Origin of the sequence: Moellerella wisconsensis ATCC 35017 (assembly GCF_001294465.1) — a bacterium.
In the GTDB taxonomy this organism is placed as follows: Bacteria; Pseudomonadota; Gammaproteobacteria; order Enterobacterales; family Enterobacteriaceae; genus Moellerella; species Moellerella wisconsensis.
The window spans coordinates 324282-338955 of the sequence record NZ_LGAA01000018.1; the positions used below are offsets into that span (position 1 = coordinate 324282).

The 14674-nt window shown below is 42.7% G+C and carries 12 protein-coding genes; 3 read left to right on the forward strand and 9 right to left on the reverse strand.

All coding sequences use genetic code 11. The features are described from left to right. Nucleotide 1: 1 nt before the first annotated feature. The 6 genes from rsxG to M992_RS09585 form a co-directional block, all read right to left on the reverse strand. Complete coding sequence (rsxG, locus tag M992_RS09560) at nt 2-631, reverse strand: electron transport complex subunit RsxG (protein WP_053908305.1); 630 nt, start codon at nt 629-631, stop codon at nt 2-4. A 9-nt stretch (nt 632-640) separates the two neighbouring features. After that, nucleotides 641-1720 (reverse strand): electron transport complex subunit RsxD, encoded by a 1080-nt coding sequence (rsxD, locus tag M992_RS09565; protein WP_053908306.1) that lies wholly within the window; start codon nt 1718-1720, stop codon nt 641-643. A 10-nt stretch (nt 1721-1730) separates the two neighbouring features. Beyond that, nucleotides 1731-4661 carry an electron transport complex subunit RsxC gene (rsxC, locus tag M992_RS09570; RefSeq protein WP_053908307.1) on the reverse strand — a complete coding sequence of 977 codons (2931 nt, stop codon included), beginning with the start codon at nt 4659-4661 and terminating at the stop codon, nt 1731-1733. Next, on the reverse strand, nt 4654-5271 hold the full coding sequence (gene rsxB / locus M992_RS09575) for an electron transport complex subunit RsxB (protein ID WP_053908308.1): 618 nt from the start codon (nt 5269-5271) through the stop codon (nt 4654-4656). Before rsxB ends, rsxC begins: the two co-directional genes overlap by 8 nt. Beyond that, nucleotides 5271-5852, reverse strand: a complete 582-nt coding sequence (rsxA, locus tag M992_RS09580; RefSeq protein WP_047256142.1) for an electron transport complex subunit RsxA — start codon at nt 5850-5852, stop codon at nt 5271-5273. Before rsxA ends, rsxB begins: the two co-directional genes overlap by 1 nt. A 93-nt stretch (nt 5853-5945) precedes the next feature. Continuing rightward, nucleotides 5946-6386 (reverse strand): DUF2569 domain-containing protein, encoded by a 441-nt coding sequence (locus M992_RS09585; protein ID WP_053908309.1) that lies wholly within the window; start codon nt 6384-6386, stop codon nt 5946-5948. A gap of 174 nt (nt 6387-6560) precedes the next feature. Between M992_RS09585 and M992_RS09590 the strand changes: the two genes are divergently transcribed. Together M992_RS09590 and M992_RS09595 are read left to right on the forward strand one after the other, a co-directional pair. Continuing rightward, entirely contained in the window at nt 6561-7601 is a 1041-nt protein-coding gene (locus M992_RS09590) for an oxidoreductase (protein WP_053908310.1), read from the forward strand. Nucleotides 7602-7736: 135 nt separating this feature from the next. Next, on the forward strand, nt 7737-8723 hold the full coding sequence (locus M992_RS09595) for a bile acid:sodium symporter family protein (RefSeq protein WP_053908311.1): 987 nt from the start codon (nt 7737-7739) through the stop codon (nt 8721-8723). A 252-nt stretch (nt 8724-8975) separates the two neighbouring features. Here M992_RS09595 and add read toward each other — a convergent pair whose 3' ends face one another. The 3 genes from add to manA all read right to left on the reverse strand — a co-directional run bounded on the left by add (nt 8976) and on the right by manA (nt 13019). Further along, nucleotides 8976-9980, reverse strand: coding sequence for an adenosine deaminase (gene add / locus M992_RS09600; RefSeq protein WP_053908312.1), 1005 nt, complete (start codon nt 9978-9980; stop codon nt 8976-8978). A gap of 120 nt (nt 9981-10100) precedes the next feature. After that, nucleotides 10101-11726: a YdgA family protein gene (locus tag M992_RS09605; RefSeq protein WP_147638172.1), complete on the reverse strand. Its 1626-nt coding sequence runs from the start codon at nt 11724-11726 to the stop codon at nt 10101-10103. Between the two features lie 117 nt (nt 11727-11843). Continuing rightward, nucleotides 11844-13019, reverse strand: coding sequence for a mannose-6-phosphate isomerase (gene manA, locus M992_RS09610; RefSeq protein WP_053908314.1), 1176 nt, complete (start codon nt 13017-13019; stop codon nt 11844-11846). 180 nt (nt 13020-13199) lie between these two features. On the opposite strand from manA, the gene fumC reads away from it, so the two are divergent. Then, entirely contained in the window at nt 13200-14594 is a 1395-nt protein-coding gene (gene fumC / locus M992_RS09615) for a class II fumarate hydratase (protein ID WP_053908315.1), read from the forward strand. Nucleotides 14595-14674 lie beyond the last annotated feature (80 nt).

Here is a 14674-nt window from a genome sequence, read left to right on the forward strand (position 1 = left end):
ATTATTCCTCTCCACACACAGGATAATCGGCCAGATTATCGGTAACATTTTGCATAAATAAAGCGGTTCTTTTTGTAGCATTGACCACAGCTCGTGGTGTGATGGTTGCTCCAGTAAATTGATCGAACTCTCCACCATCTTTTTTTACTGCCCAAGGTGATAGATTATCAGCATCAATTTTTTTACCACTAAAATGGGTGATCCAGTCGGAAATCCGAGTTTCAATTTTATCACCTAACCCTGGCGTTTCATGATGTTCAGTAACCCGAGCCCCCAAAACGTTACCGTTAAAATCACTGCCAACAATTAAGTTGATAGCGCCTGAATAGCCATCAGGTGCCGTAGATTCTAACGCCGCCGCGACAGGAGTACCTTGTTTGCGCGCGATATATAAGCGGTGCGGTTGTGCAGTCCCCAGGGCCTCGGGTGCAGTGACTAAATAACATTCTTGGCTAAACTGATTATCGTACATTTGTGGAGGAACCACTTGGTCCAATAATTTTTTTTGCTCAATTTGGGCTTGTTCCGCAATAATATGTTTAGTCAAGGTATAAACCGCTGCACTTAATCCGGTGGTTCCAGCGGCAAACAGTGCCAAAGTAATCGCATGGCGTCGCATAGTTGTTAACATCTGTTTTCCTTATTTATGCCCGTATGCTCGTGGTTGCGTATAATTATCGATTAATGGTACCGCGATATTTGCCAATAATACCGCAAATGCAACAGCATCTGGGTAGCCGCCATAGACTCGAATAATCCATACTAATAACCCAACCAGCCCGCCATAAATTAATCTTCCGCGAGGTGTTGTTGATGCCGTCACTGGGTCGGTGGCAATAAAGAATGCACCAAGCATCGTTGCGCCAGACAGTAATTGGAATAGTGGCGGAGCATAATGGCCATCATCAACTAACCAGCTGATGGTAGAACAAATCGCGAGTACCGCTAAGAATGAAACGGGGATTTGCCAATTGATCACCTTGCGATTAAGCATGATTAATCCGCCAAATAAATAACCGATATTTACCCATTGCCAACCAATGCCGGCTAATGAGCCTTGTAATATGGGTTGCGCTAAGACTTCGTCAATGGCATGGGTTAATAAGCCGGTTTTAAAGCTGTCGAGCGGCGTAGCTTGGCTCATGCCATCAATTCCTAAGCGTAGCTGCTCTAATGTAGATCCTCCAGGTGTATGCCCGGTGAGAATAATCATTAGGCTATCCCAAGCTGAGGTAGGGATATTTTGTAACGCATCCGGCGGTAGCCAACTGGTCATTTGTACGGGGAATGAAATGAGCAGTACGACATAGCCGACCATGGCGGGATTGAACGGATTTTGACCTAATCCACCATACAGATGCTTGGCTATAATTATGGCAAATACAGTACCAATAACAATTAACCACCAAGGTGCTAAAGGCGGCAAACTAACGCCTAATAATAGTGCGGTCACTAATGCCGAGTTATCTTTGAGCGCGGTGCTTATGCTACGTGTGCGTAATTTTACCGCGATAGACTCGGTAATAATGGCGGTTAGCATGGCTAAAATTAACTGGTATAAAGTACCAATTCCGAAAAAATAAAGCTGCGCGGCAATACCGGGAATAGCAGCAATAATTACCCACAGCATAATTAGTTGGGTATTATGTTGGTCGTGAGTAAACGGCGAGCTAGCGATTTTTAAACGACGACTTTGTTGATTTATGGGTCTAAATTTCATATTTTTTTCGCTATTCTATCGATGTTTCTTCATGTTTTTGCATTTCACGCTTTGCTTTTACGCGAGCAATTGCCGCAGCAACTGCTATTTTACGTGGATCAGTTTCGTCTTCGATGGGCTCATCGGCAGCCGGCGATAATTGATTATCTATTTCCATTTGTAAACTTGGCGTATCAATCTCAATCGTGCTGGCTTGTGCGGCTTTTTTGGCTTTCACTCGAGCAATCGCAGCGGCTACAGCGGCTTTGCGTGGGTCAGTTTCAACCCCGGCTTCCGTTGCAGCTTCAGGTGCTGTGGTTGCAGACGCTGTTGTAGAAGCTGTTGTAGAAGCTGTTGTTTCGGCAGCTACTGTTTCGGCAGCCTCCGCCGAGAGATCAGCACCAGCTTGTGCGGCTTTTTTGGCTTTCACTCGAGCAATCGCAGCGGCTACAGCGGCTTTGCGCGGATCAGTTTCAACCCCGGCTTCCGTTGCAGCTTCAGGCGCTGTGGTTGCAGACGCTGTTGTAGAAGCTGTTGTTTCGGCAGCCACTGTTTCGGTAGCTACTGTTTCGGCAGCCTCCGCCGAGAGATCAGCACCAGCTTGTGCGGCTTTTTTGGCTTTAGCACGAGCAATCGCAGCGGCTACAGCGGCTTTGCGTGGGTCAGTTTCGGCCCCGGCTTCCGTTGCAGCTTCAGGTGCTGTGGTTGCAGACGCTGTTGTAGAAGCTGTTGTTTCGGCAGCTACTGTTTCGGCAGCTACTGTTTCGGTAGCTACTGTTTCGGCAGCCTCCGCCGAGAGATCAGCACCAGCTTGTGCGGCTTTTTTGGCTTTCACTCGAGCAATCGCAGCGGCTACAGCAGCTTTGCGCGGATCAGTTTCGGTCCCGGCTTCCGTTACAGCTTTAGGCGCTGTGGTTGCAGACGCTGTTGTAGAAGCTGTAGTTTCGGTAGCTACTGTTTCGGTAGCTACTGTTTCGGCAGCCTCCGCCGAGAGATCAGCACCAGCTTGTGCGGCTTTTTTGGCTTTAGCACGAGCAATCGCAGCGGCTACAGCGGCTTTGCGCGGATCAGTTTCGGCTCCGGCTTCCGTTGCAGCTTCAGGTGCTGTGGTTGCAGACGCTGTTGTAGAAGCTTTTGTTTCGGTAGCTACTGTTTCGGTAGCTACTGTTTCGGCAGCCTCCGCCGAGAGATCAGCACCAGCTTGTGCGGCTTTTTTGGCTTTAGCTCGAGCAATCGCAGCGGCTACAGCAGCTTTGCGTGGATCAGTTTCAGCCACGGCTTCTGCTGTGGCGGTTGGTAGCTCAGTAGACGTGGATAATGACTCAGCGGCTTTTTTCTCGGCTTGGCGTGCGCGTGCTTGTGCTTTTCGTGCTTCACGAGCGGCAATCACTGCGCTGTTATCTGGAGCCTGGGTCGGATCGACAGTAATGCTTTCGGCGGCAGACTGCTGTTTTGCTTTTACACGAGCTAAAGCTGCATTAACCGCACTTTTATCATCGCTATCTGGTTGCACGGCGGCTTTTCTATGTCGAGCTTCACGCGCTTCTTTTTCTCTTTCCATACGGATTTGTTTAGCTTCAAATCGCAGTTTAGCCTCGTTAGCACGTCGTTCTTCTTGGGCTATCTCTTTGATTTCTGCTTTTTCTTGGCGGTAATATTGCACCAAAGGAATATTGCTCGGGCATACATAGGCGCAAGCGCCACATTCAATGCAGTCAAATAAATGATGCTTTTGTGCTTTATCGTGCTCTTTGCCTTGGCTAAACCAATATAGTTGCTGTGGCAGTAAACCAGCAGGACAAGCTTCGACACAGAGCCCACAGCGAATGCAGGCTTCTTCTTGTGCTTTAAGCCCCATTTCTTCTGCGGTAGGCACTAACAGGCAGTTGCTGATTTTTACGATAGGCACACTGAGGTCGGGCAGGGTAAAGCCCATTAATGGCCCCCCCATAATCACCATTTGTTGATCTTGTGGTTGAAAACCCGCTTGTTGCAATAGATATTGTACGGGTGTACCTAAACGCGCCCAAAAGTTTCCCGGTTGCTGTATAGCTTCACCCGTCACAGTTACCACGCGCTCGATTAAAGGGTGTCCGTCAATAATTGCGCGTTTAATGGCAACCGCCGTGCCGACATTTTGCATTAATACGCCAATTTGAGATGAACGCGCGCCAGAGGGTACTTCTTTGCCAGTTAAAATTTTAGTTAATTGTTTAGCTCCCCCCGAAGGGTATTTGGTGGGGATCACCCGAATATGGATCAGTGGGTCGTGTTGCGTTAGTGCCTTTTTTAAGGCGCGAATGGCTTCGGGTTTATTATCTTCAATGCCTATTAACACTTGTTCAGGGTTAAGCAAATGGATCAAAATTCGGCAGCCTTCAATAACTTCATCGGCATGCTCTTGCATTAAGCGATCATCGGCCGTGATGTAAGGCTCGCATTCTGCGGCATTAATAATTAGTGTTTTAATCGCTTGCCCTGCGCCAGCTAATTTTGCTGCCGTTGGGAATCCCGCACCGCCAAGGCCGGCAATGCCTGCTTGTTCGATATGGAATAATAGCTCGGAAGCCGTCAGCTGAGTATATTCAGGATGTGGATGTAGTTCACCCCATTGGTCTTTACCGTCGGTGGTAATAATTACACACAGCTCAGCTAATCCGGAAGGATGCGCAGTAACGCGTGGCTCAATAGCACTGACAATCCCGGAGGAAGACGCGTGTACCGGGACGGTTCTGCCAATCCCTTTGGTTAACGGTTGGCCTTTAAATACATAATCGCCAACCTTAACTAATAATTCACCCTCAGGGCCTAAATGCTGCTGTAATGGAATAATCAATTGCGCAGGTACCGCGGCGATACGCATGGGGGTTTGGCTGGATTGTAATTTCATTTCAGGTGGGTGAATACCACCATCAAAATCCCAAATATTGTCTTTTTTCAACCAGTTAAATAAATTAAACATGCGATTCACCCTGAGTCGATCCCTTCGGAGTGATAGGAGTTGTTGGTAATGTAATATTTTTAACCGGAATCGAATTTAAATCCCATTTCCAGTTAGAGGTGGATGTTTTGATTGGAACTAATTCAATGCAGTCTGTTGGGCAGGGGGCCACACACAGATCGCAGCCAGTACACAGATCTTCAATCACTGTATGCATGGCTCGCGTTGCACCAATAATTGCATCTACCGGGCAAGCTTGAATGCATTTGGTACAACCAATACAGTTCTCTTCATCAATAATTGCCACTTTGCGCTGAGGATTTAATACGGCTTCATCGCCTTCTAGTGGCTGCGGGTCTACATTTAGTAGCTCCGCAATTTTCAACATCGCTTGCTCGCCACCAGGAGCGCAACGATTGATCATTTCACCATTATTGGCTACCGCATTTGCGTAAGGTTTGCAGCCAGGATAACCACATTGACCACATTGGCTTTGTGGTAGAATATGATCGATTTGTTCGACAATCGGGTCTTCTTCGACTTTAAAACGCAGAGATGCGTAACCTAAAATAAGGCCAAATATCAGCCCAAATGCGGCTAATATGCCAATAGCAATCCATAACGATATCATTAGAATTTCACCAAACCACTAAAGCCCATGAAGGCCAAAGACATTAAACCCGCGGTAACTAACGCAATTGATGAGCCCCGAAATGGCGCGGGTACATCGGCGACTGCCAGTCGTTCGCGTATTGCAGCAAATAGCACCATGACTAATGAAAAACCAACCGCGGCACCAAAACCATAGACTGCCGATTGTAAAAAGTTATGGGATTGATTGATATTAAGTAGTGCAACCCCTAAAACCGCGCAGTTAGTGGTGATTAGCGGTAAAAAGATACCTAATAAGCGATATAAGGTCGGGCTAGTTTTACGTACGACCATCTCGGTGAATTGGACCACCACCGCGATCACTAAAATGAAACTTAATGTCCGCAGATAAATGAGATCTAAAGGGATCAGAATAAAGGTGTCCATCAACCACGAGGTGATAGACGCAAGGGTCATTACAAAGGTGGTTGCAAAGCCCATTCCAATGGCGGTTTCGAGTTTTTTTGAGACGCCCATAAACGGGCATAAGCCAAGGAACTTAACTAACACAAAGTTGTTAACTAAAACGGTCCCGATAAATAAAAGCAGATAATCAGTCATTGCATTGCCTGAAACGTGTTGATAAAAAACGAAAAAGAATTAGCGAATTATTAAAAATAACCCGGCTATAATAACAAGCAATTTTAGCGTGGCTTATCGATCTTGTGTGAAAGTCATTTTTACGCGGTATGAACGTTTCATATAGGGCACAAATAACGATGCGGCAAATAATGGCCATAATAGCACTTTTAGCGCCATAGTATCGTCAATCGGTGAAAATGCGAAGGTTTTCAGTCCGAGAACTAATGAAATCATGAGCCAAATTATGAACATACGTGGGAATTTGCGTGCTCGAAAAAACATCAATTTAATCACGTGAGCAGTAAAAAGACCCATTAATAACGTCGTTGCTAAAGATAAATACCAGCTAAGTGGTAGAAAGCTAGGCCATGCTCCATAAGCTGAATATAAATCAAAAAATTTTAAAATATACAATATAAACATGCCGCAAGCAGCAACAAACATAACAACTAGATAGGTCGCTGGCGCTAATAGCCAACCATTAATATGCTGGTAATCATTTAAAGGTTTCATTATAGATATCAACTCAATGACGGGAAATAGCGCTATCTTAACATGTCGCTAAGGGATAGAGCTATTTTAGTTTAGTTTGCTAATCAGCAAACACTAGTGGTACTTTCTTCTCTAGCTAATTAATATTAATGATTAATTTAAAATCTATCATCTGACCGAGATAAAGAGGTAATTATGACTAAACCAATTAAAGTTGGATTAGTAGGGTATGGGTATGCAAGTAAGACATTTCACGCACCTTTTATTGTGGCTTTAGATCAGTTTGAACTCACCGCTGTCTCAAGCAGCAATCCGGCAAAAGTTAGTGCGGATTTGCCCGATGTTACCGTAGTTTCCTCGCCAGAAGCCTTATTTAATAATCCCGATATCGAACTTATTATCATCCCTACGCCTAATAATACTCACTATTTATTAGCACAAGAGGCTTTGGCAGCAGGTAAGCATGTCGTGGTCGATAAGCCATTTACTGTAACAGTAGATGAAGCTGAGGCGCTGAAGAATCAAGCGGAAAATGCTGGTTTATTGCTATCGGTTTATCATAATCGTCGCTTTGACGCAGGGTTTTTAACGTTGAAAAAACTGTTGGATCAGCAGATCCTCGGCGATATTAAATATTATAGCTCACATTTTGATAGATATCGCCCGGCAGTGCGTCAACGCTGGCGCGAATCGGCTGTCGCCGGCGGTGGGATTTGGTACGATTTAGGCCCGCACTTGTTAGATCAAATGTTGCAGTTTTTTGGTAAGCCGCAATCGATCACCGCCGATCTGGCTGAGATCAGGCCGGGAGCAGAAGCGGTAGATTACTTTCATGTGATGCTTAATTATGCTGATAAAAAGGTGGTTCTGCATGCGACAACAGTGGCTGCTGCTGAATCGCCTGTTTATACTGTGCATGGAATGCTGGGCAGTTATGTTAAATATGGCTTGGATACCCAAGAAGATTTATTAAAAACGGGGCATTATCCAGTCGGCGATAATTGGGGTGTGGATCCACGTGCAGGAATTGTGACGCTGTCACAGGGTGATCAATTAGTTGAACAGCCGTGGCCGAATGAAAAAGGCAATTATGGTGGCTTTTATACGGCGATTTACCAAGCTATCCGCGAAGGAGAAGCTAATCCTGTTACACCTGAGCAAGCAATTATGGTCATGAAGTTAATCGAAGCCGGTGTTAAATCGGCAAAACAGCAGCAAACTATTGTTCTGGAATAACAATTTTAGAACAACTATTTTAGAACAACTATTGAAGAATAATTCCTTTAAATGGAACAGGTTGGAATGGTAGTTTTTATTTAATCATTACTGGCATCAGGATAAGGTGCCAGTAATATTATATTGAGAAGTAATATGCCTTGGCTAAATAAATTAAAAATCGACCCGTTTCTTATTACCATGCTATTGGTGATTGGAATTGCGAGTATTTTTCCTTGCGAAGGTGAGGTTAAAATAGGCTTTAAATACTTAACGGTTGCTGCGATAGCACTGCTATTTTTTATGCATGGCGCTAAATTATCGCGGGAAGCGATAATGGCGGGCATTCGTCATTGGCGGCTGCATTTGTTGGTGTTTAGCAGTACTTTTATTGTGTTTCCGATTTTAGGGCTGGGCATGCACTTTATGGTGCCAGAATGGATGTCGCCTACGGTATATATGGGCTTTCTTTATCTATGTGCTTTGCCCGCAACAGTACAGTCAGCGATAGCCTTTACTTCGGTAGCCGGAGGCAATGTCGCAGCGGCAGTTTGTAGTGCTTCGGCATCCAGTATTCTTGGGGTGTTTTTATCGCCTATATTAGTTGGGATGTTGATGGACGCTGATGGTAGCCAAGCTGTAGATACTTTTAATGCGATTGGCTCAATTTTACTGCAACTGATGCTTCCGTTTATCGTTGGACATCTGGCGAGGCCGTTAATTGAAAAATGGATTAATCGTCATCGTAAATTAATTAATATCACTGACCGTTCATCGATTTTATTAGTGGTCTATGTTGCTTTTAGTGAAGCAGTGGTTGAAGGGATCTGGCAAAAAATCGATGCTTTTTCGTTATTGATGATTTGTGTAGTGAGCTGCTTACTGTTATTGGTGATAATTGTGATGAATATTGCTGCAGCGAGATTACTGAAATTTAGTAAGCCCGATGAAATTACGATTGTTTTTTGTGGTTCAAAGAAAAGTCTGGCGAATGGTGTACCTATGGCGAATGTATTATTTCCGGCATCTGTCGTTGGGGTGATTTTATTGCCATTAATGATTTTCCATCAAATCCAATTGATGGTTTGTGCGGTACTTGCACAACGCTACGCTAATCAGGGAGCTAAGCAAAAAGCCGAATAAGCCCGAGATCTCGGCGTAACTATTTGATGACTGAAAAATAATAAATTGATACATACGCAATAATTGTCTAATACCGATATGTTGTTTAGATATTTGGAATCTGTTCTGAGTATAGACTTGAGTTCATCAATAGAGCTTAAGCGGTTTAGCGTGGCTTATGATTTGTCAATTTGTCATCACGGTAGGTTAAACTCGTTTAATTTAGTAGGTCACATCATTGACCTACTAAATTGACCGATTCGATTAAATAAGCTATTTACGTTGTGCAGCAATTTCAATTAATTGCTGTTTTTCTGTGGCGCTTAAAAATGCCATACGTAGACCGTTGCGCTGCGCTTGTAAAATCTCTGCGGGAGTTAACCCAGCATCGCTAGCCGCGAGTTGATACTCATGAGCTATCTCTATTCCTTGTACCGCCGGATCATCGGTATTGATGGATACAATAACCTGATCGGCTAAGAATTTCCTTAATGGATGCTCTGCCAGAGAAGCTACGGTACTGGTTTGCAGATTAGAGGTTAAGCAGCTTTCAATTCCAATCTCTTGGGCAACCAAATAATCCATTAATTGAGGATCTTGTATGGCTTTAACGCCGTGACCAATCCGCTCGGCGCCGAGTTGATTTATCGCTTGCCAAATACTGGCGGGACCCGCAGCCTCGCCGGCGTGTACCGTTATATGCCAACCCGCATCTTTGGCTTGGGTAAAATGCGAATGGAATAACTCCCCTGGGAAACCGAGCTCGTCTCCGGCTAAATCGAGGGCACAGATATGGTCTTTATGCGCTAATAATCCATCCAACTCTTGTTGGCACGCCTCGCGTCCAAAAGTTCGGCTTAAAATACCGATTAAATTAATTTTTATGGGATATTTTTTAACTCCCGCTTGAATGCCTGCGATTACTGCCTCGACAACACCATCGATAGGTAATTGGTGTTTCATCGCCATATAATAGGGAGAAAAACGCAGCTCGGCGTAGTCAATTCCTGCATGATAGGCATCTTCTACATTTTCAAAAGCTACACGATAACAGGCGGCTAGATCGGCCAATACTGCCACACCCCAATCAAGTTTTTGTAGAAAACCGAGTAAGTCTGGTTGATTGCTAAGCACTTGAACATGAGGGCGTAATGCTTCTAATTCATCCGCAGGCAGAGCGATATTGTGCTGTCTTGCAAGAGATAATATGGTTTGTGGACGAATATTGCCATCAAGATGTCGGTGTAAGTCGGTCAATGGAATAGTATGGTTTATCATGCAATTCTCGTCCTTTTAGTCTATATAGTGAAACGAATAATAAAAAACGCCAGTCAAAGAGATTGACTGGCGTTTTAACAAAAAGATAAATGATATTAACAATAACTTAAACTGAAATTATTATTGTGCCGCTGGAGCCTGTTCACTTACAGCTGGAACTTCAATTTCTTCTTGTACATCAATCTGTTCTTCAGGTTGTTCTTCAGCAGTTGGTGTCATGACATGCATTTTAGTCAGGAAATCAGCTAAAGCAAATTTCTGGCCATTAACCATAATGTCATTGCCGTCAAATTTGAATGACATAGTTAATGCATCATCGCTATTGACCATCCAAGGCGTTGGTTTTTGCTTGGCTTTTTCTGCACGTTGTTCGTCAGTTAAGAACATATCTTCATAGGGTGAAGAGAACATATCAGCAGTTAATGGCGCTTCAATGGTAGTTAATTCTTGAGTCGCTTGTTCGGTGAACGCTTTTTTCTCTTCTGCGTTAACTACTTTACCTGAATCAATGCTGTGCGACTGGGCAATCGCTTCGATAAGCATAGGTTTTGACAGTTTGATGTTCATATCAAAGCTTTTAAACAGTTTTTTCACGGCTTCGTCAGCTTTGTTAGACATTCCTAAATTAGTTAATTCTTCCGGTGTCCATGCATTGAAATCTATTGACAGGTCAAAGTTGCTTTCGCCAGCCGCATTTTTCCAAGACAGTGGGGAAATAGCAAATTGTGGATTTGATTTCATCAATTCAGGCAGACTTGTTGATAGCATACGCATCGCTAATTGATCAGCAACATACGGTAAGCTGCCATCCGATAAACTTTGTGAAATTGCTTCGTTGTAATCAGTAATGAATTTGCCCAAGGCTTCGGCACTTACACGATCCATTGATAATGACATTTTACCTGAGCCTAAGTTTTGGCCGAGAACGTCTAAATCATCAATGCTATAAGTCAAACTTCCTTTGGCATTTTTATCTGCAACAGAAGTCGCTGAATTAACCTTTAAGTTTTTGAAAGAGAAGGCAGTGTTATTATTATTAACATCAACATTTTCAACAACTAAAGCTTGATCGCCAGTATAAAAACCATAGTCAGTCTTTGTGATATCACTCGTAAACTTCAGGCCTTTTAATACCATGCTTTCTTTTTCAGCATCGCTAGAAATAACGGTATTGTCACTGGTTAAAGAAGCTTTAATATCTTTTAGATCTGCGGTACCTTCAAATACGAATTTTGCACCACTGAATTTTAGGCTATTACCATTTTCAGTAATATCTAATGGAATAATATCAAATGTTGAATCGATACCTTTGCCGTAACCGATAACAGTAGTACCGTTGATTAATGATTTACCGTCGGTATATTTAAACAGTTTCTCAGTTACTTTGTTGTTAGCCAGTTCAACATGTGTCGCAGCTAATTTTGGCATTAAATTAAATTTAGCCACTTGAGATACAGGGAAAGGACCATGATCAATGTTAGTTTTAATCACGATAGCATCGGAGTTATCGGTAGAATCCGCACTAGTGATCAGAACATCTGCATTAGAACTGAAGATACCACGTTGATAATTTTCAACTTTTAACACAATTCCAGTATCTGGCAGGCTAACGGCCAACGCTTGGTTAGTTTTTTCAATCACGCGACTGAATTCAGATTCAACTTTAGAACCTGTGTACCATGATGCGCCCGTCCATACTGCGCCTACTGCGATAATAACGCCAACCGCGACTAATGACTTTTTCATGCTGAACATCCATCCTTTCTGTCCGTTGTAACACAACGGTGCTTAATACGAATTACGAAAATTTATATTGCCGTCTATTGAAAAAAATCAATGACGAGTAAAATACAAAGTTAATGACTACAAATTATAGGCTCTGGCCAGTTTACCATGACCGTTTATATAAGCTAACTTATCAGAAGCAGGGAGAAAAATAGATTCGCCAGCAATAATTAACAACTCATCATTATTGGATGTTATTTTAATTTCGCCTTCAATACAAAACAGGATTGAAGCGGTTTCATTCTCTATTTTAGTCTGCATTTGATTAATAGAATATATACAAAATGCAAAATCTTCTACAGGTATATCGTATTTACAGATATTTCCATTTATTTGAGGTTCAGAAAATAAAGATTCTACCTCTTTAGGGATAAAATCAACATTAGCAATTAATTCTGGAATATCAATATGCTTATTGGTTAAACCTGCACGTAATACATTATCTGAATTAGCCATTATTTCTAATCCGACGCCTTCAATATAAGCGTGCGGAGTTCTAGCGTAAAGAAACATCGCTTCTCCAGGCTGTAATTCAATCACATTTAACAGTAACGGTGAGAATAAGCCATTATCTTCAGGATAAAGACTAGCCATTTTTTTAATTGTATTCCAAGGTTCACCTTGACGGCTATTAAGCGCAGATTTTAACACGCCAAGCGCGCGTTCTTTTTGTTCTCCAGATAAACTAAGAATTTGTGCAAATAATTTTGCCAGTTTTTCTTCGGTCGGCTGTTGAACAAATAATTGAATTTCAGGATGTGCCGCAGAGACAAAATCAAGAAGATTGGCAATTTCAGCTAATGGACGGAACGCATTCATCGCTTTAAACGGAGTAAGAGCGTAAATTAATTCGGGTTTATGATTATCATCTTTATAATTTCGATTTGGTGAATCCAGTGCAATGCCCGCAGCATTTTCTTTAGCGAAGCCGACTTCAGCATAAGTTTTATTCGGATGAACTTGAATCGATAGAGGCTGTGCGGCGCATAATACTTTAAACAAAAATGGCAATTGATTGAATTTATAAGCTATTTTCTCGCCGAGAGTGGCAATTGGATCAGCTTCAATCAATGATTTTAAACTGATTAATTTATGCGTTGAACTATCCATAACTCGAGAGCTGGCTTTGGGATGGGCACCCATCCACAATTCTGCCATGGGTAAATTATCAGGATTTTGTATGCCATAAAGTGACGTTAAGGCTTTTTTACTTCCCCAAGCATAATTTTGAATTTGATTGGTCATTTTTAACATCGCAAAACCCTCATTAGTGATAAAATCAACATATTTCCTTTTAACTACAATACAATAAACACGCATAAGTCGCATAATTGAAATTAAATTTATGGCATCATATGTTCATCGATTTTTAGTTTTCTGTTCAACAGATTGTTCATAATTTAATTTTTCTGTGTACTAAGTAAGGAGAAAGTAATGGCAGCTAATCGCATTGAAAAAGACTCAATGGGACCCATTGAAGTACCTGCTGACCAGTTGTGGGGAGCGCAAACTCAGCGTTCTTTAGAACATTTCCGTATTTCGGTAGAAAAAATGCCTGTTGCATTGATTCATGCACTGGCATTAACCAAGAAAGCGGCAGCCTGCGTCAACATGGATTTAGGATTATTACCGAAGGATCGCGGAGAGGCAATTACTGCTGCTGCTGACGAAGTTCTGGCGGGTAAACACCCAACAGAATTCCCGCTGGCTATTTGGCAGACGGGCTCCGGTACACAAAGTAACATGAATATGAACGAAGTGCTGGCTAATCGTGGTAGTGAAATTCTCGGCGGTCAACGCGGTAACGAACGCCTTATCCATCCTAATGATGATGTGAATAAAAGCCAAAGTTCTAATGATGTATTCCCAACAGCAATGCATGTAGCTGCGGTTACTGCATTGCGTGAACAATTATTACCGGAATTAAAGCAACTTCAGCAGACATTAGCGGCCAAAGCAGAAGCATTTAAAGATATCGTTAAAATTGGCCGTACTCATTTACAAGATGCCACTCCATTGACTCTTGGTCAAGAAATCTCAGGCTGGGCAGCGATGTTATCCTATAATATCAAGCATGTAGAGGAGAGTATTCCTCATCTATGCGAGCTAGCACTAGGGGGTACAGCAGTAGGCACTGGACTAAATACACACCCTGAATATGCAGTACGTGTCGCGAAAAAAATTGCTGAGTTATCTGGTCAGCCGTTTGTGACCTCACCCAATAAATTTGAAGCGTTAGCAACTTGTGATGCATTAGTTCATGGCCATGGTGCGTTGAAAGGGCTAGCAGCTTCGTTGATGAAAATTGCCAATGACGTACGTTGGTTATCATCAGGCCCTCGTTGTGGAATCGGCGAAATTTCTATTCCTGAAAATGAACCGGGCAGCTCAATTATGCCAGGTAAAGTTAACCCAACACAGTGTGAAGCAGTTACTATGTTATGCGCACAGGTTATGGGTAACGATGTAGCCATTAATATTGGTGGCGCATCAGGTAACTTTGAATTAAACGTTTTCCGTCCAATGATTATTGATAACTTCTTACAATCAGTCCGTTTATTGGCTGATGGAATGCGCAGTTTCAATGAGCATTGTGCGATAGGAATTGAACCAAACCGTGAGCGTATTGATAAGTTATTGCATGAATCATTAATGCTAGTGACCGCATTAAATACCCATATCGGTTATGATAAAGCCGCTGAAATTGCTAAAAAAGCCCATAAAGAAGGATTAACACTGAAGCAATCTGCATTGAAATTAGGTTATTTAACCGATGCTGAATTTGATGAGTGGGTACGTCCTGAAAATATGGTCGGTAGCATGAAATAATCGTCACTTTACGCTGAGCTATGTTTATTAGCTGAAGCAACATACATACCGTTATTAGAAAGCCATCTTAGCCGACTAAG

What these genes read in the sequence shown, in the direction of transcription:
- rsxG (WP_053908305.1), bottom strand. Translation starts at nt 631, where the DNA reads ATGTTAACAACTATGCGACGCCATGCGATTACTTTGGCACTGTTTGCC.
- rsxD (WP_053908306.1), bottom strand. Translation starts at nt 1,720, where the DNA reads ATGAAATTTAGACCCATAAATCAACAAAGTCGTCGTTTAAAAATCGCT.
- rsxC (WP_053908307.1), bottom strand. Translation starts at nt 4,661, where the DNA reads ATGTTTAATTTATTTAACTGGTTGAAAAAAGACAATATTTGGGATTTT.
- rsxB (WP_053908308.1), bottom strand. Translation starts at nt 5,271, where the DNA reads ATGATATCGTTATGGATTGCTATTGGCATATTAGCCGCATTTGGGCTG.
- rsxA (WP_047256142.1), bottom strand. Translation starts at nt 5,852, where the DNA reads ATGACTGATTATCTGCTTTTATTTATCGGGACCGTTTTAGTTAACAAC.
- M992_RS09585 (WP_053908309.1), bottom strand. Translation starts at nt 6,386, where the DNA reads ATGAAACCTTTAAATGATTACCAGCATATTAATGGTTGGCTATTAGCG.
- M992_RS09590 (WP_053908310.1), top strand. Translation starts at nt 6,561, where the DNA reads ATGACTAAACCAATTAAAGTTGGATTAGTAGGGTATGGGTATGCAAGT.
- M992_RS09595 (WP_053908311.1), top strand. Translation starts at nt 7,737, where the DNA reads ATGCCTTGGCTAAATAAATTAAAAATCGACCCGTTTCTTATTACCATG.
- add (WP_053908312.1), bottom strand. Translation starts at nt 9,980, where the DNA reads ATGATAAACCATACTATTCCATTGACCGACTTACACCGACATCTTGAT.
- M992_RS09605 (WP_147638172.1), bottom strand. Translation starts at nt 11,726, where the DNA reads ATGAAAAAGTCATTAGTCGCGGTTGGCGTTATTATCGCAGTAGGCGCA.
- manA (WP_053908314.1), bottom strand. Translation starts at nt 13,019, where the DNA reads ATGTTAAAAATGACCAATCAAATTCAAAATTATGCTTGGGGAAGTAAA.
- fumC (WP_053908315.1), top strand. Translation starts at nt 13,200, where the DNA reads ATGGCAGCTAATCGCATTGAAAAAGACTCAATGGGACCCATTGAAGTA.